At 66.0% G+C, this 23063-nt stretch carries 23 protein-coding genes; 20 read left to right on the top strand and 3 right to left on the bottom strand.

The window, feature by feature from the left end; translation table 11 throughout:
- Positions 1–266 precede the first annotated feature (266 nt).
- From EIK80_RS01895 to EIK80_RS01875, 5 genes are all read left to right on the top strand, one after another.
- Positions 267–842, top strand: coding sequence for an RNA polymerase sigma factor (locus tag EIK80_RS01895; RefSeq protein ID WP_125155268.1), 576 nt, complete (start codon positions 267–269; stop codon positions 840–842).
- Positions 796–1827 (top strand): FecR domain-containing protein, encoded by a 1032-nt coding sequence (locus tag EIK80_RS01890; protein ID WP_125155267.1) that lies wholly within the window; start codon positions 796–798, stop codon positions 1825–1827. The genes EIK80_RS01895 and EIK80_RS01890 overlap by 47 nt, the downstream gene beginning before the upstream one ends.
- 115 nt (positions 1828–1942) lie before the next feature.
- Positions 1943–3427, top strand: a complete 1485-nt coding sequence (locus EIK80_RS01885; RefSeq protein ID WP_125155266.1) for an amidohydrolase — start codon at positions 1943–1945, stop codon at positions 3425–3427.
- Between the two features lie 88 nt (positions 3428–3515).
- On the top strand, positions 3516–3752 hold the full coding sequence (locus EIK80_RS01880; RefSeq protein ID WP_125155265.1) for a hypothetical protein: 237 nt from the start codon (positions 3516–3518) through the stop codon (positions 3750–3752).
- A 235-nt stretch (positions 3753–3987) separates the two neighbouring features.
- On the top strand, positions 3988–4551 hold the full coding sequence (locus tag EIK80_RS01875) for an HdeD family acid-resistance protein (protein ID WP_158624625.1): 564 nt from the start codon (positions 3988–3990) through the stop codon (positions 4549–4551).
- A gap of 121 nt (positions 4552–4672) precedes the next feature.
- On the opposite strand, the gene EIK80_RS01870 is transcribed toward EIK80_RS01875, so the two are convergent.
- Positions 4673–5470, bottom strand: coding sequence for a helix-turn-helix domain-containing protein (locus EIK80_RS01870; protein ID WP_125155263.1), 798 nt, complete (start codon positions 5468–5470; stop codon positions 4673–4675).
- Positions 5471–5781: 311 nt separating this feature from the next.
- Between EIK80_RS01870 and EIK80_RS01865 the strand changes: the two genes are divergently transcribed.
- Positions 5782–6558 (top strand): oxaloacetate decarboxylase, encoded by a 777-nt coding sequence (locus EIK80_RS01865; RefSeq protein ID WP_158624624.1) that lies wholly within the window; start codon positions 5782–5784, stop codon positions 6556–6558.
- A 104-nt stretch (positions 6559–6662) separates the two neighbouring features.
- Positions 6663–7886 carry a CaiB/BaiF CoA-transferase family protein gene (locus tag EIK80_RS01860; RefSeq protein WP_125155261.1) on the top strand — a complete coding sequence of 408 codons (1224 nt, stop codon included), beginning with the start codon at positions 6663–6665 and terminating at the stop codon, positions 7884–7886.
- Here the strand turns inward: EIK80_RS01860 and EIK80_RS01855 are convergent, their stop codons facing one another.
- Positions 7887–8579 (bottom strand): isochorismatase family protein, encoded by a 693-nt coding sequence (locus EIK80_RS01855; RefSeq protein ID WP_199743342.1) that lies wholly within the window; start codon positions 8577–8579, stop codon positions 7887–7889.
- 29 nt (positions 8580–8608) lie between these two features.
- Complete coding sequence (locus EIK80_RS01850) at positions 8609–9799, bottom strand: acyl-CoA dehydrogenase (RefSeq protein ID WP_125155260.1); 1191 nt, start codon at positions 9797–9799, stop codon at positions 8609–8611.
- A gap of 237 nt (positions 9800–10036) precedes the next feature.
- Here EIK80_RS01850 and EIK80_RS01845 point away from each other — a divergent pair, with 237 nt between their 5' ends.
- The 13 genes from EIK80_RS01845 (at position 10037) to EIK80_RS01785 (ending at position 23030) form a co-directional block, all read left to right on the top strand.
- Positions 10037–11314: a 3-isopropylmalate dehydratase large subunit gene (locus EIK80_RS01845; RefSeq protein ID WP_125155259.1), complete on the top strand. Its 1278-nt coding sequence runs from the start codon at positions 10037–10039 to the stop codon at positions 11312–11314.
- Complete coding sequence (locus EIK80_RS01840) at positions 11314–11811, top strand: 3-isopropylmalate dehydratase (RefSeq protein ID WP_125155258.1); 498 nt, start codon at positions 11314–11316, stop codon at positions 11809–11811. The genes EIK80_RS01845 and EIK80_RS01840 overlap by 1 nt, the downstream gene beginning before the upstream one ends.
- Entirely contained in the window at positions 11804–12703 is a 900-nt protein-coding gene (locus EIK80_RS01835) for an oxaloacetate decarboxylase (protein WP_125155257.1), read from the top strand. Before EIK80_RS01840 ends, EIK80_RS01835 begins: the two co-directional genes overlap by 8 nt.
- 4 nt (positions 12704–12707) lie before the next feature.
- A complete protein-coding gene (locus EIK80_RS01830; RefSeq protein ID WP_125155256.1) occupies positions 12708–13655 on the top strand; it encodes a polysaccharide deacetylase family protein in 948 nt (315 codons plus the stop codon).
- Positions 13656–13658: 3 nt separating this feature from the next.
- The gene (locus EIK80_RS01825) at positions 13659–14585 is read left to right on the top strand and encodes a polysaccharide deacetylase family protein (protein WP_125155255.1); all 927 of its coding nucleotides are present in this window, start codon (positions 13659–13661) and stop codon (positions 14583–14585) included.
- 363 nt (positions 14586–14948) lie between these two features.
- Positions 14949–17120: a TonB-dependent receptor gene (locus tag EIK80_RS01820; RefSeq protein ID WP_125155254.1), complete on the top strand. Its 2172-nt coding sequence runs from the start codon at positions 14949–14951 to the stop codon at positions 17118–17120.
- 83 nt (positions 17121–17203) lie between these two features.
- The gene (locus EIK80_RS01815) at positions 17204–18223 is read left to right on the top strand and encodes a zinc-dependent alcohol dehydrogenase family protein (protein ID WP_125155253.1); all 1020 of its coding nucleotides are present in this window, start codon (positions 17204–17206) and stop codon (positions 18221–18223) included.
- Positions 18220–19563 carry an MFS transporter gene (locus EIK80_RS01810; RefSeq protein ID WP_125155252.1) on the top strand — a complete coding sequence of 448 codons (1344 nt, stop codon included), beginning with the start codon at positions 18220–18222 and terminating at the stop codon, positions 19561–19563. Before EIK80_RS01815 ends, EIK80_RS01810 begins: the two co-directional genes overlap by 4 nt.
- A 29-nt stretch (positions 19564–19592) precedes the next feature.
- Complete coding sequence (locus tag EIK80_RS01805; protein WP_125155251.1) at positions 19593–20264, top strand: hypothetical protein; 672 nt, start codon at positions 19593–19595, stop codon at positions 20262–20264.
- A gap of 8 nt (positions 20265–20272) precedes the next feature.
- The gene (locus tag EIK80_RS01800) at positions 20273–20953 is read left to right on the top strand and encodes an acetoacetate decarboxylase family protein (protein ID WP_125155250.1); all 681 of its coding nucleotides are present in this window, start codon (positions 20273–20275) and stop codon (positions 20951–20953) included.
- A gap of 77 nt (positions 20954–21030) precedes the next feature.
- On the top strand, positions 21031–21519 hold the full coding sequence (locus tag EIK80_RS01795) for a cupin domain-containing protein (RefSeq protein WP_125155249.1): 489 nt from the start codon (positions 21031–21033) through the stop codon (positions 21517–21519).
- Positions 21516–22550: a hypothetical protein gene (locus EIK80_RS01790; protein ID WP_125155248.1), complete on the top strand. Its 1035-nt coding sequence runs from the start codon at positions 21516–21518 to the stop codon at positions 22548–22550. Before EIK80_RS01795 ends, EIK80_RS01790 begins: the two co-directional genes overlap by 4 nt.
- A gap of 3 nt (positions 22551–22553) precedes the next feature.
- Complete coding sequence (locus tag EIK80_RS01785) at positions 22554–23030, top strand: VOC family protein (RefSeq protein ID WP_125155247.1); 477 nt, start codon at positions 22554–22556, stop codon at positions 23028–23030.
- The last annotated feature ends 33 nt before the right edge of the window (positions 23031–23063 follow it).

Genomic DNA, 23063 nt, shown 5'->3' with positions numbered 1-23063 from the left:
GCGCGCTTCCGAGCCTCTGACCCTGGGCAACAACGAATACCGACCTCCCCTGGCGGCCTGGAATCTCACGCCGTCGAGGGCGCGCACCATGCCTTACTTCGCCGGCCCGCCGTGCTTCGCGGCGTCTCCTGACGGCGCAAGATCGCGTATTGCATAGGCAATAGGCAACCGGTCACAGGTTGCGCCCTCGTGGCCTCGCTCGGGGAACCTCTCTTGACAGGGGCGAGACCGCAATTTCACCTGACGGTCATGTCGGGGCGTAAACAATGATCTGGGGCCGCAAGCCCGCCGAGCCTCCCGGGGAGGTTCGCGACCTGTCGGACAGCGGCGCGCGCTTCACGCCGGCGCTGCGCGCCTTCTTCTCCCGTCGCGCGAACGCCAACGACGTCGAGGATCTGGTGCAGGAGGTTCTCCTCCGGATCCAGAAGCGACAGCCGGGCGCCGTGGTGACCAATGTCGAGGGCTATCTCTTCGAGGTCGCGGCCAATGTCCTGATCGATCGCGGACGGCGCGACCGCACCCGTCGGCGGTCCGACCACTGCGAACTGCAAGAAATTCATCATCCCGTTGATGAAGTCTCGCCCGAACGCGTCTTACAGGGACGTGAGCAGATGGCGCGCGCCATGGCGGCCCTCAACGAGCTGCCGGAACGCACGCGACGGGTTTTCATTCTCGTGCGCTTCGAGGAGATGAGCTACAAGCTCGTCGCCCAGCGCCTGGGGGTCTCCGTCAGCGCTGTCGAGAAACATGTGATGAAGGCGCTGCGTCACCTGCACGCGCGTCTGCGAGACCAGGATGACGTCGACCACGTCGGGCAAAGAGATACACGACGACCCGGATAGCGCGGCCGCCCTCTGGTTCGCGCGACTGCAAGGCGATGACGTGCCGCCGCGCGACCGGCGGGAATTCGAGCGCTGGCTGAAGGCCGACGCCCGCAACGCCGCCGCATGGGAAGATCTCGACCGCACCTGGAACAACCTCGCCGCCATCGAGCGCGATCCGGCCTTCGCGGCCCTGCGCACCGATGCGCTGGGCGCGGGCGAAAGGCGTCCGCATTGGAATCGCCGCACCCTCGGCCTGGCGGCCGCCGGTCTGGTCGCCGCCGTCGGCGGCGGCATCGTCGGCAAGCGCTGGCTGAGCGGAGAGGCTTCGCGTGCGCCGGCCGCCGACGAACCGGTGTTCAGCACGGCGGTAGGCGAGCGCTCGACCTTCCGTCTCGCGGACAATTCGGTGGTGACCCTCAGCACCGACTCCGCCGTGCGGGTGAACCATTGGGCCGAGGAGCGGCGGCTGACGCTGCTGCGCGGCCAGGCCTTCTTCCAGGTCGCCAAGGATCCCTCGCGCCCCTTCGTGGTCGCGGCCGGCGACAAGCGCGTCACCGCCGTCGGCACGGCCTTCGACGTGCGCATGGAGCCGGGCAAGCTGTCGGTGACGCTGGTCGAGGGCCGGGTCCGCATCGCCGCCGACGCGCCCGCCAATGGACAGGGGGGCGAACGGCGCGTCGAGATGTCGGCGGGCTCGCGCTTCGTGGCCGCCGATCCCGCCGACTGGCTGATCTCGGCCGTCGACACCGCCAAGGAATCCGCCTGGCTGAAGGGGCGGCTGGTGTTCGACGGCGAACCGCTGTCGGCCGTCGTCGCCGAGATGAACCGCTTCTCCGAGCGCAAGCTGATGCTGGCCGATCCGGGCCTGGGGGCCACGCCGGTCAGCGGCGTCTTCAAGACGGGTCAGATCGACGCGTTCGTGGCCGCGCTCAAGACCTACGGCCTAGCCGACGTCGGCCGCGCCGACGGCGAGCGGGTCGAACTGGTGCGCCCCCGCGCCTGACGCGCCGCGCGGCCCGACAAATTTTTCACGCTCCAGGTGAGGAGCGCTCTTCGCCCTACGTCGTATAGATGGGCGCCTGTCTGGCGTCGTCCTTCGCCACCGGGGAAACCGTTCCATGAAGCTTTCCGCTCTGAAGCTCGCCCTTCTGTCCGCCAGCATGGCGACGGGCGTGCTCATGACCCAGGCCCAAGCCGCGCCGCTCAGCGACGCCGCCCGCGCCCAGATCCTCAAGGCCGTCGACGCTGACGCCCCGCAGATCCAGGACGCGGCCCTGAAGATCTGGGGCTTCGCCGAGGTCGGCTATCAGGAGGTCAAGAGCTCGGCCCTGCTGCAAGGCCAGCTGAAGGCGGCCGGGTTCGACGTGAAGGCCGGCGTCGCGGGCGAACCCACCGCCTTCGTGGCCAGCTTCAAGAACGGCGCCGGCCCGGTCATCGCCATCCTCGCCGAATTCGACGCCCTGCCCGGCCTGGCCCAGACCGCCGCGCCGGTGAAGACCGCGATCCCTGGCCAGATCGCCGGCCACGGCTGCGGCCACAACCTGTTCGGCGCGGCCTCGGTCGGCGCCGCCGTCGCCATCAAGGACTGGATGGTCAAGAACAACATCAAGGGCGAGCTGCGCGTGTTCGGCACGCCCGCCGAGGAAGGCGGCTCGGGCAAGGTCTATCTGGTCCGCGACGGCCTGTTCAACGACGTCGACGCCACGCTGCACTGGCATCCGGCCAACGCGAACTCGGCCGTTCAGGGCGTGTCGATGGCCAATATCAGCGGCAAGTTCCGCTTCCACGGCATTTCGGCCCACGCCGCCGGCGCGCCCGAGAAGGGCCGTTCGGCGCTGGACGGCGTCGAGGTCATGGACGTGGCCACCAACTTCCTGCGCGAGCACACCCCCGACAAGACGCGCATCCACTATGTGATCACCGCCGGCGGCACCGCGCCCAACGTCGTCCCCGACTTCGCCGAGGTCTATTACTACGTCCGCCACCCCGATCCCGCCGTCGTCAAGGACGTCTGGTCGCGGGTCGAGAAGGCCGCCGAGGGCGCGGCCCTGGCCACCGGCACGACGGTCGACAAGGAAATCACCGGCGGCGTTTACGCCCTGCTGCCCAACGACACCCTTGGCCGCGTCATGGACGCCAACCTGCGCAAGGTCGGCGGCATTACCTGGACTCCCGAGGAGCAGGCCTTCGCCAAGAAGATGCAGGAGACCCTGCCCGGCGCGCCGTCGATCGACACTGTCAAGACGATCGAACCCTACAAGATCGAGCTGGAAGGCGGCGGCGGCTCGACCGACGTCTCCGACATCAGCTGGGTCACCCCGACCGTCGGCCTGGGCACCGCCACCTTCGTTCCGGGCTCGGCCGGACACAGCTGGCAGAACGTGGCCGCCGCCGGCTCCTCGATCGGCGTCAAGGGCGCGGTCAACGCCGCCAAGACCCTGGCCCTGACCGGCGCGGATCTCTTCTCCAATCCCGACGTCGTCAAGAAGGCGAAGGCCGAACTGGACCAGCGTCGCGGCCCCAACTTCGCCTACAAGGCCATGCTGGGCGACCGCCCGCCGGCTCTGGACTACCGCAAGCCCGCCTCGGCGGGACGCGAATAACGATCGCTTCCCCCAAGCGATCGTCAGCGGCCGGCGCCGTCCTCCCGGGCGCCGGCCGCGCCTCTTTAGACGCCCATTGGAGTTCGACGTGATCCAGACCATCACCATTAGCCTCGAGCGCTTCGAAGCCCTGAAGGCCGCCCTGCCGGCGATCACCCGCGAGCACCTGACCGACGTCTACGGGATCAGCGAGACGACCTGGACCAAGCTGCGCAAGGGCGAGCCGATCAAGCTGAAGACCTGGGAACGGATCCAGGCGCGACTGGCGCGGCGGATACAGACAACGCCGTCGAATTTCGAAACCGCCCGGTCCGAGGCCGCCTGAGCGCCTCCAAAGCCTGACCCGGGCCCGTCTTTCGAAGGCCCGCGCACCGTTCCCTGCTTCCAACGCACCATGACGTCCCGCATCGCCCGCGGGGAAGCTTGACGGCGATCAATACGGAGCCGCGCCCGCCGCGCATTGTGGGGTCTCGGATGGGAGCCCGATCGGACAGGCGCATCCGTCGGCTTGGCGGCGCTGGGCGCCGAGGCCGCACCGCATGGTCAAGAGGAGCAAAGTCATGACCACCTCGCATATCGAGAGCCCCTTTGGCGTTCAGATCCAAAAAGGGGCCAACCGCCTGATGTGGCTCGGCGGCGCGCTGCTGGTGGTCGGGATCGCGGCGCTGGTGTTCCCCGTTCTTTCGACCCTGGTGGCCACCGCCTTCGTGGGCTGGCTGGTCTTCATCTTCGGCCTGGCGACGCTGTTCGCGTCCTTCTCGATCCGCGAGGCGGGCCCCTTCTTCGGCGCCCTCCTGAGTTCGCTCCTGTCGATCGCCGGGGGCGTCTTCATTCTGATGCGCCCGGACGTCGGCGCGCTTGGCCTGACCATCTGCCTTGGCGCGCTCTTCATGGTCCAGGGCGCGTTCGAAATGATGCTGGCGTTCCATCTGCGGCCCGAAAAGGGCTGGGCCTGGATGCTGGTGTCCGCCGTGACGAGCATCCTTTTGTCGCTCGCCATCGTCTCGGGCCTGCCTGGGACCTCTCTGATCTCGCTGGGCGTGATCCTCGGCTTCAACTTCATCAGCACGGGCGTCGCCTACCTGTTCGTCGGCGGGACCGTGAAGCACGAGGTCAGGACCTAGAGGTCGTCTACGGCAAGGTGGCTCAAGCCCCGCCAGCGCGCGAGGCCGCCGAGATGCCGGAGTGGAACCGGCAGGCGTAGGGCCGAAAATGGCCGCGCCCGGCGCCGCCTGTCGGATAGCGTCAGGCGGCCGCGCGGCCCTGAACGTCCCGCAGCTCATCGCTGATCATCCGGGCGGCCGCGATCAGATCGTCGGCGTAGCGGCTGGCGGCCTCGTCCATCTTTATCGCGGAAGAGAAGAACACCAGCGTCAACGCGCCGCAGACCACGCCGTCTTCGAAAATGGGCGCGGCGATCGAGGACGTCTTGCCCGGCGTGGAGGTGAAGCGGTTCCTGGCGCGCGTCGCATAGCCCGCGTCGCGGATCTCTTCAAACAGGATGCCCGACTGGAACAGCGATAGCGTATGCGGATCGATTCCCGGCCCGACCTCGTCGATGCTCTCCAGAATGCCCGCCCTCTCCTCTTCGGTGGCGAACGCCATGTAGGCCCGCCCGGACGCGCACTCGAGCAAGGGGAAGGTGTCGCCAGGATGGTAGTTGTTGAAGCTCAACGATGTCAGGGCATGGGTGCTGTCGCGCACCATCATCGATTGCCCGACGCGGGTGGCGATCAACATCGGCCAGAGATGCTTCTTCGTCAGGGCGACGATATGGGGGCGCGCGATTGAGGTGACCCGGCTGAAGTCCTGGTAACCGCTGGCGAGCGTCTGAACGAGCGCCGTCGGGCGATAGTGCTTTCTGGCGGGCTCCCGCTCGATCATGCCCTCGTGCAGCAAGGTCTGCACAATCCGACAGGCGGTCGGATAGGGAACCTTCGACTGAACGGCGATATCCATCATCGACAAGGAGCCGGCGCGGTTGATCGCCCGCAGGACGGCCAGGCTTCGGGTAACGGACCGAATGGGAACGCCTTTTTCCATTTGGCGAGCTCTCCTCAGAACATTGTTCGAAACTCTGTGCCGGATTCCACGCTCGCGAACCGCTTAGCCATATTTATCCGCCAGGCGATAAAATTTGAACTTCAATCGAGCCGGATAGGAAGTTTGGCTCGCCTAAACGACCGACCAGCGGCTAAGCGGATTAAGTTGCGGGCGCCCGCCGAGGGTTAGGCACCCAACGCGTGACGGTTTCGAAAGCTCTCCCTATGCTTACAAAGCTATTTCCCGTTGGACTCTCGGGGGAACTGACGAGCATGGCCGCAAAGGCCCACGTGTCGAACTTCGAAGCCATGGTGGCCGCGCGCGCGCGGGGCGGCGGCGGCCTGCTGGCGGCGCCGGGCTGCTGGGACGCCTTCAGCGCCCGTATCGCCGCCGAAGCCGGGGCCGTCGCTCTCGGTCTGTCGCCCCGTACGGTGGCCATGGCCCGGTACGGTCGCCCCGACGAGGATCAGGTCACGTTCGGAGAGATCGCCGACCTCACGCGGTCCATCCGCGAAAGCTCCGATCTGCCTTTGATCGTCGACGCCCAGGCTGGATACGGCAACGCGCTCAACGTCATCCGGACGGTTAAGCTGTTCGAGCGCGCCGGCGCCTCGGCGATCAACATCTCGGACGCCGTCAGCCCCGGCAGCGCGCAGGAGGGCGCTGGCGACATTGTCGTCCGTCCGGCCGACATGATCGGTAAGCTCAAGGCGGCTCTCGACACGCGGGCGGACGCCTTGATCATCGTCCGCACCCAGGCCGCGGGTGTTGAAGGCTTGGCCGCGGCGCTCGACCGCCTGGAGGCCTATCTCGAAGCCGGCGCCGACCTGATTCTGGTGGATCGCGCTTCGGATCGCGCGTCAGCACAGCGGGTGGCGGCGCACTTCGCCGGCCGCATCCCGTTGATCTACGACCTCGAGTTCGACCGCGGCGAAGGTATGACGGCGGCGGTGCTGGAAGATCTCGGCTATGCGATGGCGTTGAGCCCGTTCGCCCTCCTGAACGCTATGTCGCAAGCCGCGCCGCGGGCGCTGAGCGGCCTCACGCCACCGCGCCGGCTTCGGCCCATCGGAGTCGTGAAATCCTGACGCCTTCCGTGCGCCGCTATCCGCAGTTCGGGTAGCGCGCGCGAGCCCCCTCGTCGACCGCCCCGGTGACGCTAGTGTTCTCGCCAAATTAGGAGAGCGGGCTTTTGGGACCTCTTAGGGGCGTAACGGTGCTGGATCTCACGCGCGTGCTCGCGGGGCCATGGGCGACCCAGACACTTGCCGATCTGGGCGCCGAAGTGGTCAAGATCGAACGGCCTGGCGCGGGCGACGACACCCGCGCCTGGGGCCCGCCGTTCCTCGACGGTGACAACGAGGCGGACGCGCGCCGCGACGCGGCCTACTTCACTTCGGCCAACCGCAACAAAAGGTCGGTCACCGCGAACCTGGCGACCGAGGAAGGTCGAGACATCGTCCGCGCCTTGGCGATGCAGGCCGACATTCTCGTCGAAAACTTCAAGGTGGGCGGACTCGGCCGCCATGGTCTCGACTACGCCAGTCTCGCCAAGCTGAACCCCCGGCTGATCTACTGTTCGATCACCGGCTTTGGCCAGACGGGGCCGGAGGCCAGTCGCGCTGGCTACGACGCCATGATCCAGGCCATGGGCGGACTGATGTCCATCACGGGCCAACCCGCCGGCGCGCCGGGCGACGAGCCCATGAAGACGGGCGTGGCCGTCGTCGACCTGTTCACCGGCATGTACGCGGCGACCGCGATCCTGGCGGCCCTGCTGCACGTGCGGGCGACCGGGCAGGGTCAGCACATCGATCTGGCCTTGTTCGACGTCCAGCTGAGCATGCTCGCCAACCAGGCGTCGAACTACCTGGCTTCGGGGCGATCGCCCGGGCGGCTGGGCAATGCTCACCCGAACCTGGTTCCCTATCAGGTGTTCGAGACCGCTGACGGCGCCCTGGTCCTGGCGATCGGCAACGACGCCCAGTTTCGCGCCTTCGCGGCCCTTTGCGACGACGAACTGGCGACCGATCCGAGGTTCCAGACCAACGCCTCGCGCGTCAGGAACAGAGCCGAGCTCGTGGAGGTCCTGAGGTCGCATTTGCGCGGACGCACGACGGCGGAATGGGCGCGACTGCTCGATCGCGCCGGCGTGCCTTGCGGCCCGATCAATTCGGTCGCCCAGGCCTTCGCCGAACCTCAAGCGATCGCGCGCGGCGCCGTGGTCGAGCAGGCCCGCGACGACCTTGAAGCGCCGATCCGCACCGTCGCCTCGCCGATCCGGCTTTCGCGGACGCCGCTGGAGTATCGCTTGGCGCCGCCGGCCCTGGGCGCCGACACCCGCGCCGTTCTGGCCGAACGCCTGGGGCTTTCGGAGGACGCGCTCGACAGCCTGGCGTCGAAGGGCGCGATCTGACTACCGCGCGGAAAGCCAGGCCTCGACCTCACCGACATCAACCACATCGGCGTACTTGAGCAGAAGGTCGGTTAGATTGGCGAAGTGGTAGCTCTCATGCTTGTCGGCGACGCACTGCTCCGGAACGATGGTGCGGTAGCCGTGGGAGAGCGAGTCCACCGCCGTCGCCCGCACGCAGCCCGAGGTCGAGCCACCGGTGATCACGACGGTGTCGACCTTGTGCCAGACGAGGTAGCTGGCCAGCGGCGTCTCGAAGAAGGCCGATGGCATCCGCTTGGTGAACACGAGGTCGCGCGCTTCGTCGATCTCCACCCGCGGATCGAACAGATGGCGCTCGCTCTCGTACTTAATGTTCTGCAGGGAATCTGGCGTATCGGTTCGCGTACCCCAGACGCCCGCGTCGCCCCCGTCGGGCTTATAGGCGACGCGGCTCCAGATCACTGGCATGCCCTTGGCGCGCGCGAGGGCCGATATGCGGTTGGTGTGTTCGATCTGCCTCGGGTCGGTGACATAGGCGCTCTTCGGAAACAGATCGGGCCGCGTATAGGCCTGCTGAAAGTCGATATTCATGATCGCCAGCTTCTCGCCAAAGCCGAACCGCGCCCGGGCGGGGTTGGCTTTCACGACATCGTAGAGCTCGCGCGCGGTTTTGTGCTCGCGGACCATGGTTGGTTCGAAGACAAGATCCGTCATCGGTTCAACTCCCTTGCTTGCGGGTCATTCTAGAAGGCGCTCTCGCCGGTGATGGCGCGGCCCAGGATCAGGGCGTGGACGTCATGGGCGCCCTCGTAGGTGTTCACCGTCTCGAGGTTCGCGGCGTGACGCATGACGTGATACTCGCCGGAAATTCCGTTGCCGCCGTGCATATCGCGAGCGACACGGGCGATGTCGAGCGCCTTGCCGCAGTTGTTGCGCTTCATCATCGAGATGGCCTCGGGAACCCACGCCCCCTCGTCGAGCAGCCGGCCGAGCGCCAAGGCCCCTTCGAAGCCGAGCGCGATCTCGGTCTGCATGTCGGCGAGCTTCTTCTGGACGAGCTGACGCGACGCGAGCGAGCGCCCGAATAGCGAGCGGCTGGAGACATAGTCGCGGCTGGCGTGGAGGCAGAACTCGGCGGCGCCCATGGCGCCCCAGGCGATCCCGTAGCGCGCCTTGTTGAGACAGGAGAACGGCCCGCGCAGGCCCGATACGCCCGGCAAGATCATGTCCTCGGGCACGAACACGTCGGCCAGCGCGATCTCTCCAGTGACGGAGGCGCGCAACGACAGCTTGTTGCGGATCGTGGGTGTTCTGAAGCCTTCCGCGCCCCGCTCGACAAGGAAGCCGCGGATCACGCCGTCGAGCTTGGCCCAAACGATGGCCACGTCGCAGATGGGGCTGTTGGTGATCCACATCTTGGCGCCATTGAGCACATAGCCGCCGTCAACCTTTTTGGCGACCGTGCGCATGGAGGCCGGATCGGAGCCGCCGTCGGGTTCGGTCAAGCCGAAGCACCCCACCACCTCGCCCGCCGCCATGGCCGGCAGGAACTTCCGCTTCTGCGCCTCGGAGCCGAAGGCATGGATCGGATACATGACGAGTGAGGATTGCACGCTCATCGCGGACCGATAGCCGGAATCGGCAGCCTCGATTTCGCGGGCGATGAGCCCATAGGCGACGTGGCTGACGCCAGCGCCGCCGTACTCTTCGGGCAGGGTCGGGCCGAGGAAGCCCAACGCGCCCATTTCCGTGAGGATCTCTCGGTCGAAGCGCTCCTCGGCATAGGCCTCAACGACCCGGGGCATGAGCTTTTCGCGGGCGTATTGCCGCGCTGTCTCCCAGATCATCCGCTCTTCGTCAGTGAGTCGAGCGGCGAGGTCGAATGGATCTTCCCAGCGAAACGTCTTCTGGCTTTGCCCCGGGGCGGCGGACATGGATGCTCCTCTGGCCGGACTTTGGGATCGGCCGCTATCGGTTCGTGCTCGCGTTCCAACTCCGCCGAGCCCGGCCGGATCGCCAGTTCGGAGACGGTCTTGGTCGCACAGCGGATAAGGCTGTAGCTTCGACCTATACGGATCCGCGCCGCCGCTTAGGGTGGGCCCATGATGCGAAGGAGCGGGGAGAGCAAGCTGTTGCCTGGTGCGATCGGGGATGCGGAGAGCCGGGCCGCGATGACAATGGTCGAGAAGATCATCGCGCGCGCCGCCGGCTTGAACAGCGTCAAACCCGGCCAGATGGTGACCGCCAAGGTCGACTTGGCCTTCGCTCATGACTCCTCAGGCCCGCGCCGTTGGCGCCCGATGCTCGAGGAGCTCGGCGTCGGGCTCTGGGACCCCGACAAGGTGGTCATCGTCTCCGACCACTACGTTCCCGCCGTCGACGCCGAGACCGCCGAGATCCTGCGCGTCACCCGTGAATTCGTCCGCGACTATGGCGTGCGCAATTTCTTCGACATGGTTGGCATCAGCCACCTGCTCCTGCCCGACCACGGCCTGATCCGCCCCGGCGCCTTTATCGCCGGCGGGGACAGCCACACGCCGACGGCCGGCGCCTTCGGAACCTATGCGGCGGGCTATGGCGCGACCGACATGGCGGGCATCGTGGCCACAGGCGAGACCTGGCTCCAATGCCCTGAGACCGTGCGCGTGATCCTGAACGGCCGCTTGCGGCGCGGGATCTCGGCCAAGGACGTCATGTTGCGTCTCTGCAAGACGCTCGGCCTCGACAACGCCTTCCGCGCCATCGAGTACGCGGGGACCGCCGTCGAGGCCATGGGCATGCCCGAAAGAATGGTGCTGGCCAACATGGCCGCCGAACTCGGAGCCGAGACGGGCGTCGTCGCGCCCGACGACGTCACCTTCGCCTATCTGCGCGAGCGCGGTCGTCCTGTGGAGGACGAAGTCGCCGCCCTGGCGCTCGCCTCCGATCCCGACGCCGTCTTCGCCGCGACCCATGTCTTCGACGCATCGGAACTCGCCCCGCAGATCGCCGCGCCGCACTCACCGGCCAACACCTTCGACGTCGGTGAGCTGGCCGGCCAGAAGATCGACCAAGCCTATATCGGCGCCTGCGTGGGGGCGAAGATCGAGGATCTGCGCATGGCCGCGACCGTGCTCAAGGGCCGCAAGGTCGCGCCCGGCGTGCGGCTGCTCGTGGCGCCGGCCTCGTCGAAAACCACGGCCTTGGCCGCCGCCGACGGCACGCTCTCGGTGCTGATGGAAGCCGGCGCCACGCTGATGCCGTCCGGCTGCGGCGCCTGCGCGGGCTACGGGGCCGGCGTGCTGGCTCAGGGCGAGGTTTGCATCTCCTCGACCAACCGCAACTTCCAGGGCCGCATGGGCTCATCGGGCGCGAAGGTCTTCCTGGGCTCGCCCTATTCGGTGGCCGCCGCCGCCGTCGTGGGCGCGATCAGCGATCCCCGCGAGCTTCTCGAACAGGAAGCGGCGTGATGGGCCGCGCGTTCGTCTTCGGCGACAATGTCGACACCGACCTCCTGGCGCCCGGCGCCTACATGAAATCCAGCGCTCGGGAACTCGCCAGCCATTGCCTGGAGGCGCTCGACCCGTCCTTCCCCTCCAGCGTGCGTCAGGGCGATCTCGTGGTCGCCGGCGCCAATTTCGGTATGGGGTCATCGCGCGAACAGGCGGCGGTGTCACTGAAGCTGCTGGGCGTCTCGGCGGTCTTGGCGACGTCGTTCGCGCGAATCTTCTTCCGCAACGCCATCAATCTCGGCGTCCCGGCGGTCGTGTTCCGACAGGCGGCTGAAATCTCGCCAGGCGATCAGTTGCAGATCCGCTTGGAGGAAGGCGCCCTCGATAACCTAACGACGGGCAAGACCTATGAGCTCGAGCCCCTCCCCCGTCATATCATGGCGATGATCCGCGACGGCGGGCTATTGCCGCACCTAAAGCGCCGTCTGGCGGCGCCGGAGTCCGACGATGAATAAAACCCTGTCGCAGAGGCTGGCCGGGAGTGAGGCCCTTCTCGCCCCCGGGGCCTACGATCCTCTTTCGGCGCTGATGATCGAGAACGCCGGGTTCGAGGCGGTCTATCTTTCGGGCGCGGCGATCTCCTACACCCAGCTGGGCAGGCCCGACATCGGGCTCGTAAGCCTCGACCATGTGGTCGACGTGACGGCGCGGATTCGCGAACGGGTGTCCGTGCCGATCATCGTCGACGCCGACACCGGCTTCGGCGGCTCGATCAGCGCTCGCCGCACGATCAAGCTGCTGGAGCGCGCCGGGGCCTCGGCGATGCAAATCGAGGACCAGTCCTTCCCCAAGCGCTGCGGCCACCTGGCGGGCAAGACGGTGATCTCCGTGGAGGAGATGTGCGGCAAGCTCGCCGCCGTGCTTGACGCCCGCGAGTCCGCCGAGACCCTGGTGATCGCGCGAACGGACGCCATCTCCGTGATCGGCTTCGAGGAAGCGATCGAGCGGGCGGTGCGCTATCGCGAGACCGGAGCCGACGTCATTTTCGTCGAGGCGCCGCGCACCGAGGCGGAGATGAGAGCCATCGTGAAGGCCCTGCCTGGCGTTCCGCTCATCGCCAACATGGTGGAGGGAGGAACGACGCCGCCCTTCACCCTGGCCCAGCTCTCCGACATGGGCTTCAAGCTGGTGATCTCGCCGGGCGCGCTCGTGCGCAATCTGGTGCATCAGGCCGAAGTCTTCCTGAAGAGCCTGCGCGAAAACGGCTCCACTCAGCCGATGCTGCGCAGCATGCTCGACTTCAAGGGACTGAACGAGCGCCTCGGCATCGACGAGATGGCCACGCTCGGAGATCGCTACGATCCAGGCCTCAAATTGGAGCTCTACCGTGCGGCCGCGGAGCGCTGAGTCCATGCGCGCCGATCCGAACCTCTACGACTATTGGCCGTATCGGAACCGGCCCAAGATCGTCTGGCCAGGCGGCAAGAAGCTCGCCTTCTGGATCGCGCCCAACATCGAGTTCTACGAATTCGACCCGCCGAAGAACCCGTCGCGGCCGGGCTGGCCCAAACCGTCCCCGGATGTGGTCGGCTATTCCCAGCGCGACTGGGGCAACCGCGTCGGTCATTGGCGGCTGATGGAATTGATGGATCGCTTTGGCCTGCGCGGCTCGATCTCGCTGTCGACCGCGCTCATCGACCACCATCCGGAAATCATCGAGGCCTGCGCCAAGCGCAATTGGGAGTTCTTCTCCCACGGCATCTACAACACCCGCTACTCCTACGGCATGGATGAAGCCCAGGAGCGGGCTATCATCGAGGACTCGATCCGCTCGATCCAGAGCGCCACTGGGCAGCGGATCCGCGGCTATCTGGCCCCGGCGCTCACCCACACCGAGCGGACCTTCGACCTGCTGGCGGAATACGACTTCTGGTACACCTGCGACCTCTTCCAGGACGACCAGCCGCAGCCGCTGAAGACCAAAAGCGGGCGTCTCGTCTCGATGCCCTATTCGCTGGAGGTCAACGACGTCATCACCTATGGCGCGCTCGCCATGGATCCCTGGCGTTACGCCGAGGTGCTGAAGCGGCACTTCGACCAGTTGCTGGAGGAGGGCGACCGCAGCGGCACGGTGATGTGCATCCCGCTTCACGCCTATCTGGTCGGCCAGCCACACCGCATCCGCGCGTTCGAAGACGCCCTGACCCATATCGTCGACCACGGCTCCGACGTCTGGTTCGCGACCGCCGCCGAGATCGCCCAGGTCTATCGCGAACAGTACTGGGACCAGACGGTCGCCGACATCGAGGCCAGAGGACTGGCGACCGGCGGGACCGGCTTCGAACTGACGGAGGACTGACCGATGCCGATGCCCTCGGAATATCTGGACTATCCGCATCGCGCCTACGGCATGGACCAATCGCTGTACGACTGGCGGCCGGCGATCTCGCGGCCAAGGATCGCCTGGCCAGGCGGAACGTCGGTGCTTGGCGTCATCGTCGTTCCGCTCGAGCATCACATGCTCAATCCGTCGGGCAAGCCGTTCAAGCATCCGGGCGCGATGGTCACGCCCTATCCGGACCTGCGCCACTACACCACCCGCGACTATGGCGCTCGCGTCGGTGTCTTCCGCATCCTCGACGCCCTCAAGCGGGAAGGTCTCAAGGCTACCTTCCCGATCAACGCCGTGTTGCTGCCGCGGTTGAAGCCGCTCATCGAGTCGATCCTGGAAGACGGCCACGAGGTGGCGGCCTACGGAGTCGACACCGATCACATCCACTGGGGCGGCCTGGACCGCGAGACCGAGAACGCCTGGATCGAGGAGACCAAGGCGGCGTTCGCCGAGGCGGGACTTTCGCCCAGGACATGGATGAGCCCAGCTCGTCAGCAGTCGTTCTCCACACTGGAATTGCTCGCCGGAGCGGGCTTCGAGGTCTGCCTGGATTGGGAGTCGGACGAGGTTCCGCTGCCGATGGCGACGCCGGCCGGCGGGATCCTTTCGCTGCCTATCTCCAACGAATTGGATGACCGCGCGCTTTTGAACGATCGACGCCAGACCGAGGACCAATGGGCCGATCAGGTTCTGGCCGCGCAGGCCTACCTTTCAGGCGACGCCGAGCGTTTCGGCGGCCGGGTGCTCGGGTTCACGCTGACGCCTTATGTGGCTGGCCAGCCTTTCCGGATCGCGTCCCTTCGCCGGATGCTCGCCGGTCTGGCGGGCGCGAGCGGCTTCGCGGCGGTCACGGCCGGCGAGGCCGCGGATCTATTCGCGGAGAGCGAGCAGGCCTGAGCCTGGTTCGCCTCGCCCGGCCCATCAAAGGCCAGGGCGAGGAAGATCACGCCTGGTATCGAGAGTCCCTGAGCGCTCCAGAAAATTTCAGACAAGGACAGGTTGTGATGACGCCGGCGCTTTGACTGGCGTTGAGCTTCGTTTTTCTGCTGATCCGTGCTCGTGATTTCTGTGCGTGGGCGGAGCGCATATCCGATAGACGATCATGTACCTTATTTCAGGTTCAAATCCGAAGACCCGCACATAGTCTGCGTGATGAGATCATCAATTGGCGCCGAGCCGCGCCTTGGATTTTCGCACTCCAAAGTTACGGATTTATAAAAACGCACCAATATACGCGACACAGAAGGGGACCGTAGAAAAATGACTAAGATCTATAGGCGCAAGTCTTCCATTTATATGGGAATTACAGTCTTCGCGACGGTCTCGTCGGCAGCTTTGCTATCGGCGCCTGGAGCCTGGGCCCAGGATCAAGCGAACGATCAGAGCGCTCTGGAAGAAATCATCGTCACCGCTCAACGCACGTCCGAGAACCTTCAGCGCTCGCCCGTGGCTGTGACCGCCCTCACCGCCCAAACGCTCAAGAACCGTCAGATCACGAGCGTTCGCGACCTCAGCAACAGCCTTCCCAACACCCTGATCTCGCCCCCGACCGCCGTGTCCAACGCGGCCCGGATCTATATTCGCGGTGCGGGGCAGGACAACTCCGGCATCCTGGCCGACCCGGCCGTGGCGATCTACGTGGACGGCGCCTATATGCCGCGCACCAACGGCGCGCTGTTCGACTTCTCCGACGTGGATCGGGTGGAAGTGCTGCGGGGGCCGCAAGGCACCCTCTATGGCCGCAACGCCTCGGGCGGCGCGATCAACATCATCACCAAGACGCCCGGCCAGACACCGGAGGTGTCAGGCGACGTCGCCTACGGCAGCTTCAACACCCTTGACGCCCGCGCCTATGTCGCGGGTCCGCTCGCGGACAATCTCACCGCCTCGATCAGCGGGCTTTACCGCCGCCGAGACGGGCTCGTGGAGAACACGATCACCGGCGACAAGCTGAACAACCGCAACCTCATCTCGACGCGTGGGAAGCTGCACTACACGCCCACCGACAGGTTCACCATCACGGCGACCGCCGACTACACCAAGGACAAGTCCCATTCCCTGACGGGCGTCAACCTGACCAACTATCCTGGGGTCACCTTTCCGCTCGCCAAGCCCGACCGCGATCCGTTCACCACCGAGATCACCGGGAAACACTACGGCAACCTGACGTCCTGGGGCGCCGGCGTGCAGGCCCGCTACGAGGTCGGCGACTGGACCCTGAACTCCATCAGCAGCTATCGGCGCCTGAACAATCGGTTGATCATTCCGCTGGTGATGGTGACGAACACCGCGCCGATCCTGATCGACTTCGACATTCACGACAAAAGTTGGAGCCAGGAGTTCAACGCGAGCTACGACACGGAACGGTTCAAGGGCGTCGTGGGAGTCTACTACTTCAACGAAAACGCCTACGACTTCGAGCCGATCACGTCGCCGCCCAAGAACCTGTATCGCAAGACGGACGCCGCGGCGGCCTATGCCCAGGGGACGTTCAAGATCACCGACACCGTCGGGCTGACGGGCGGTCTTCGCTACACCTACGAACAGACCAAATTCACGCAGGCCTATTATACGCAGCGGACCTACGGTCAGGCCGCGAAGCAGGACTGGAAGGCCTGGACGCCGAAGATCGGGCTGGAATGGCAGATCCAACCGTCGTTCATGACCTATGTGTCCTTCACCAAGGGCTTCAAGAGCGGCGGCTTCAACGCCATCTCGCCAAACACCAATACCGGTACGGGGATCGAAGGCGGCCCGATCGCCTATGATCCGGAAAAGGTCAAAAGCTACGAAGCTGGCTTCAAGTACCAGACGCCCGACAATCGCTTCCGTCTGAACGGCGCGATCTTCAGGGCCGTGTACAACGGCCTGCAACTGCCGGTCTATTTCCCCGGAACGGTCAACACCTATACGTCCAACGCGACGGGCGCCCGGGTCCAGGGCATCGAACTGGAGGCCAACTATCGGCCAAACCAGGCGCTCGAGCTCTACGGCTCCTTCTCGCACCAGGACGGCAAGTACACCGCGCCGTTCTCTTGCAGCGACGCCTACAACGTCATCCGCAACTGCCAGGATCGCGAGATCAAGGCGCTCATCCCGACGCAGGCCTCGGCTGGCTTCACCTACACCCCCGACCTCGACATCCAGGGCAAGATCCGTCTGAATGGCGGCTGGACCTACATCTCCGGCTACTGGAACAACGTGTCGAACACCGTCGATCTCGAGAAGACGGGCTCGCGCGGCTTGCTCAACGCGTCGGTCGCCTATCAGACCCCGAACGGCCATTGGACCTTCTCGGTCGAGGGCAAGAACCTCGCGAACGAGAAGTACTACGCGGCTGTACTGCAGGTCGCCAACGCCACCTCGCCGTCAGTGGCCGGCTACCCGGCCGACCCTCGCGTCGTGATGGCTCGGATCAGCTTCAACTACTAGTCTGACAGGTCCCGGGGACGCCGCTGGCGGGCGGCCCCGGGACCGAACCTGAGTGTGCTTTCTTCGAACTTGCGAGTGGCCTGATGAAAACCTTGGCGGTCGTCTATAAGCGCAACGGCGCCCCTCTCGAGGTGGCCGAACTTGATACGATTGATCTAGGTGACCCGCAGGCCGACGAAGCGATCGTGCAGATCGAGGCCACGCCGATCCACATGGCGGACCTCTTCTACATGGAGGGGCGCCTGCCCCAGTGGGCGCCCGCGCCGCCGGCCATGGCCGGCATCGAAGCGTGCGGACGCATCGCCCAGATCGGCGCCGACGGCGGCTTCGAGATCGGGGATCGCGTCTTTCTTCCCCGTCGCGGCGGCACTTTCAGCCAGTATGTAAAGGTCAAGACCGAGAAGCTGACCAAGGCCGTCAATCACGGCGATCCGGTGCAGTTGTCGCTGATGCCGATCAACGGCGCGACCAGCTACGCGATGATGACACGCGTCGTTGATTTGAAGCCTGGCGAGTGGGTCCTTCAGAACGCGGCGAATTCCAGCTGCGGCCGGTTCAACATCAGCATCGCCAAGCAACTGGGCCTGAAGACCATCAATGTCGTGCGGCGCCAGGAACTCGTTCCCGATCTGCTCGCGCTAGGCGCGGACAAGGTGGTGGTCGACGGCGACGATCTGCGGGAACGCGTCTCGGAAGCCACCGGCGGCGCGAAAATCCGCTATGGCATCGACGCGGTGGCCGGCGCGGCGACGAACCGCATGGCCGAGAGCCTGGACATTGGAGGCGTGCTCGCGGTTTACGGCATGATGTCGGGCCAACCCTGCCAGGTGGCCGGCGACCTTTTCCTGATGCGGGACCTGACGTTGCGCGGATTCTGCACTCCCTATTTCGAGGTCGACCTGTCCGTCGACGACAAGCAGAAGATGATGACGTCCTTGGCCAACTGGTCGGCGGACGGCCTGCTCGTCGCCAAGATCGCCGCGACCTATCCGCTCAGTGATTTCAAGGACGCCATGCGTCACGAAATGGAGAGCGGCGCGGCGCGGGACGGCAAGGTCGTGATCCTGCCCAATCCCGAGCTCATCGGCGGGAACGCACTATGACGACCGAGAGCGCCCCCACCAGCGTTGCGCCTTGGCCCTCGCCCGTCCGAGCCTGGTACGTTGTCGCCGTCCTGGCGTTCGCCTACGCGTTCGCGATCCTGGACCGCATCGCCATCGGCATCCTCGTCATTCCAATCCAGACCGACCTTGGGCTGACGGACACCGAGATGGGCGTGCTGCAAGGCGCGGCCTTCGGCGTTTCCTATAGCCTGTTCGCCATACCGCTTGGCCGCTTCGTCGATCGCCACAGCAGGCGCACGCTCCTGGCCGCGGGCATCTGCGTGTGGAGCCTGGCGACCATAGCCTGCGCCTACGCCCGCGACTTCATGGGCTTTTTCATCGCCCGAATTTTCGTGGGTATCGGCGAGGCGAGCGTTTCGCCCGCCGCGGCGTCGCTGATCGCCGACTATTTCCCGCCCGAACGCCGTGGACGCGCCTTCAGCGTCTTCATGCTGGGCAGCACGCTGGGCATCGGCCTAGCCTATCTTCTGGGGGCCGTGGCGCTGCACCTCTCCGGCTTCGTGAAGGGGCTGGGCTGGACGATGCTCGCGGGGATGAAGAACTGGGAGATCGTCTTCATCCTCGTCGGCGTGCCTGGTCTACTGCTGGCCATCCTGGCCCTGACCACGGTGCGCGAACCCGTTCGTCGAGAAAAAGGCGCGGTCGCGACCGGGTCCTCCATGTCCCTGAAGCAGGCTCTCGCGAAGAACCGTTTCGCCTACCTCGCGGTGATCAGCGGCGCGGCCCTGATCATGATCACGGTCTACGCCCAACTGGCCTGGCTGCCGACGCACTTCATCCGGCGCTATGGCTGGAGCGCCAGCGAAGTCAGCGTCGCCTTCGGGGTCGGCTTCCTACCGATCGGGGTCTTCAGCAGCCTGAGCGCCGGATGGGTGCTGAACTGGCTGCGCAAGCGTGGCCGTCAAGACGGCCCTCTGTTGGTGATCGCTTTCCAAGGGTTGGTCGTGATGACCTGCGGGGCGCTGATGTGCGCGGCTCCGACGGCGCCGCTCGCCTACCTCGGCTTCATCCTGGTCACGGTCCCTGGCACCTGGTCATACGTCGCGGCGCTCGCGGGGCTCAACGAAATCACGCCCAACGAACTGCGCGGACAGGTCACGGGCCTCTTCACCCTCGTCACCGGCCTGATCTCCCTGGGCGGAGGCGCGTTCGCGGTCGGGTTCCTGTCCGACACCCTTTTCCCCGGGCCGAACGGCGTCGGTCTGGGCCTGATGGCCGTCAACACCGTGGCGACGGTCATAGCGGTGATCATCGTGCTGCTGACGATCAAGGAATACCGCGACACCGTCAGCCGGTCGACCTGGTTGGGCCAGGCATAGGGCGTCACATGTCGAACGAGGCGTAGGCGATGAAGATAGGCCAGGACTTGCTCGTGCTTTCCTTCGAGCCCCCGAAGGGCCTCGAGGACCTGATCGTCGATCCGGCCTGCCCGCGCACCGGCCCCGCGGTCCTGTTGTTCGCCGACTCCATCGACCTCGACCTCTGGGCGAAGAAGCCCCTGGAGCCGCAAGAGGCGCTTTGGACGGAGGTCGCGGTCGGCTACGGCTGCGAGGTGGGCGGCCAGCCCGCGACCGCGTTCCACTATCCCTACCTCATGCTCTCGGGCGCCAAGAGCGACCGGGGCATCGCCGTCGCCGACGTCGAGATGACCCGCTTCCACGCCGCCTGCCCCTACTATGAGGGCGGCGCGCCCGGGCGGGGTTGCGCGGCGACAGCCCGGACCATCGGCGGACGGCCGATCGTCGACCTCGACATCACCCTCGAACAGCCGGCGGCCAAAACTCCCGAGGGCCTGCTGCGCTGGGTCAACAGGGTCCGCTACGGCGACGTGACGGCGCCCGGCCACGATATCGATCGTGGCTTGTGGCTCGTAACCGCTATCGACCCGCGGGTCGCCGACCTCTGGACAGGCGTCGGTAGCGCCACCTTCGCCGAGGGGATGGGCTGGTCGGGCACGGTGCGAGGCGACGCCTGGTCGCTCGGCGTGGTCTACGATCTCGCGGTCGGAGAACGCTTGTGAATCCATCGATGATCAAACGCGCCTGCGGACAGACCTCGCTCGCCGCGGTCTGCGAGCTGGAACCGGGCCGCGTGGCGAAGCTGCTGCCCGCGCCCCTCACGGCCATCGCCGACCGGGCCTTCATCTACCTGGTCTGGTGCTCGCTCTACAGCGAGACGAGCACGGTCCGCGAGCGCTCGTTTCTAGAGGCCAATATCGCCATTCCGTGCGATGGGCCGGCTGGAGAAGGCACCTGGTTCGCCGCCGCCTACTTCAACTCGCGCCAGATCGTGCGGCACGCGCATCTGAGCGGCTGGGTCGGAGAGCATGCCCAAATCGAGATCGGCCGCGTGCCCGCGGGCGTCGCTCGTCTCGTGTGGCCTTCACGGGCGCCGGTCGGCGGCTGGGTGGCGCGCGGCGGTCGGCGGGAGATCGAGATGGTCGTCCGCCCTGGCGAAGAGGTCGACCTCGACACGACCCCGCTGCACAGGTTCCTGCGCGTCTACGGCGTGCGCCAGTTCGCTGATCAGCCCGACGTCACGCTTGAATGGCACAATGAAGACGTGATCCACCGCATCCGCGAGGCGAACGCCGAATTGACCCTGGCTGGAGACGCCGCGGCGCTGCTGGGGCCCGTGACCGTCTCGTCGGCCTATCTGATGGAGTTCGGCATCGACCTGGGGGGATCAAGGCTCGTCTCCGGCAGGTGATCAGCCGCCCCTTTCCTCGCCGCCGATCTACGCGGCCGACCTAGTCTCGACGCTCCTGTTTCCCGAGGAGCAATGACATGTCCAAACAAGACGACGCGCCGGAGAACACGCTCGGCTACACCGCCTCGAGCGCCATCGCGTACTCGCGCTTTCGCATGTACCAGGTCGACGAGAGCGACCTGGAAAAGGCGCCGCTGTTCTCCTTCCCCATGCTCGAAGGGGTGATGAACAAGGCGATCAACGTCGGGATCGATGAGCCCGCGACCCAGGTGAATTTCGAGGAATTCCTTCCCGGCCACGACATCAGCTGGGCGATGTTCCACGACGAACTGCACTACGTGACGTCTGGCGAGTGCGAGGTCACCTATCACCTGGCGCCGATGATGACGATCAGCGGCACGGTCATCGCCAGGCCAGGCTGCATCTATCTCTTGCCGCGCGGGGCGCACATCAAGTGGAAGGTGCTGGGCGACAAGCCGTTCCGCCACCTCTGCATCTGCATCCCCAATCCGGGCTATCCGGTCCCGTTGGCCGACAGCGTGCGCAGAGCCGAGGGCGGTCAATGAGCAAGTCGGCGCACTACCGTCGCGATGAGCCGGCCTTCTACAACTTCCTGTCGCTTGAGCGTGAAGCGCTCGACGCGCCCGATCTGATCGCGGGGATGCGCGGCTCGCTGATGAGCATGGACGCCCACAGCGGCTCGCGGACCTATGTCTGTGAACTGCCGCCCGGCTTCCGCGTCCGCACGGACGGCAAGGAAGCGTCCCTGGAGTTCTTTGTCCTCCGAGGCGATCTGGCCCTGAACGGATCGTCGGTCGGCGTCAGCGGCTACATCCATGCCCCGCAGCTTTGCGGCGGCGGGGAGGTCAGCACGGTCTCCGGCGCTCTCGTCCTGGCGTTCTGGAACCCCAACATGCCGGCCTATGCCTATCCGGTGACGCGCAACCGCGTGATCCAGACCGACAAGATCGAGTGGGTGAACAGCGTGCCCGGCTCGCACGGGGTGATGCACAAATCCCTGCGCGTGCCCGACGCCGTGCCCGGCCCGAGCGGCGAAGGCTTCGACGGCGGCCCCGGCGGGTTCCTGCGCTTCCAGTACATTTCCCCGCAGGCGATCGCGGACCTGGAGCACGTGCACCATGAATGTTGGGAGGAGATCATCGTGCTGAGCGGCGACATCCTGCTGGTCAACGAGGGCCAGATGGGCGCCGGCAGCGTCGTTTCCCACCCGCAGGAATGGTACCATGCGCCCTTCGTCTCGCGCAGCGGCGCCCTCATCCTGTGCCACACCGACGGGCCCATGGGTTATCCGTGGCCCACGCGGGACTACCCTCGGGGACGCTGCTTCTGCGAGCGCTACATCGCCGAGACCCCCTGGGATGAACCGGCGAGGCACATCCCTTGGGCCGAACATCCCTATGCGGCCGAACAAGAGGCGTCGGAGGCCTATCAAGCCTATCGCGCCTCGCCGGGGGGCGTCCTCTGGGGCGGTGACGAGCCCGACGCCGAGGTGCCTCGCGCGCCCGCGGGTCGCGGCCGGCAGAGCCGTTTCCGCGCCAGTTGGGTGCGGTCCGAAGACGATGAGTCGAAGAGCTGAGCCATGATCACAGACCTGCATCACACGACCCTGTTCGTGAGCGACATCGATCGCTCGATCGACTTCTATCGCGACGTTCTCGGTCTGGAGCTCGTCAGCCGTTCGGACGCCTGGGGCGGAACCTATCTCGGCAAGGTGTGCGGCATGCCCGACACCGACATGAGGCTCAACATCGCGCTCATTGGCGTCGGTCCGAAAGGCAAGATCTTCGAGCTGATCGAGGTCCTGCAGCCGCTGGGCGAGCCGACCGACGTCTCATCGCGCGGCCGCGGCATCGCCCGTATCGGCTTTGAGGTCGATGACATCGATTCCGCTGTCGCCAAGCTGAAGGAACGTGGCGTCACCTTCCTCAGCGACGTCATCACCGTCGCGGTGGAAGAAGGTCAGCACTACTCGGACGGCAAGGCCGTGAAGTTCCTCGATCCGGACGGCATCGTGTTGGAACTGCAGCAACCCCCGGTTCCTGGCCGGGTGACCTGAGACCGGCCGCCAGCGCGCGGCGTCTCCTGCCCC

The sequence above is a fragment of the Caulobacter sp. 602-1 genome, assembly GCF_003931565.1.
Taxonomy (GTDB): domain Bacteria; phylum Pseudomonadota; class Alphaproteobacteria; order Caulobacterales; family Caulobacteraceae; genus Caulobacter.
This window is presented reverse-complemented; position numbering and strand designations above follow the sequence as displayed.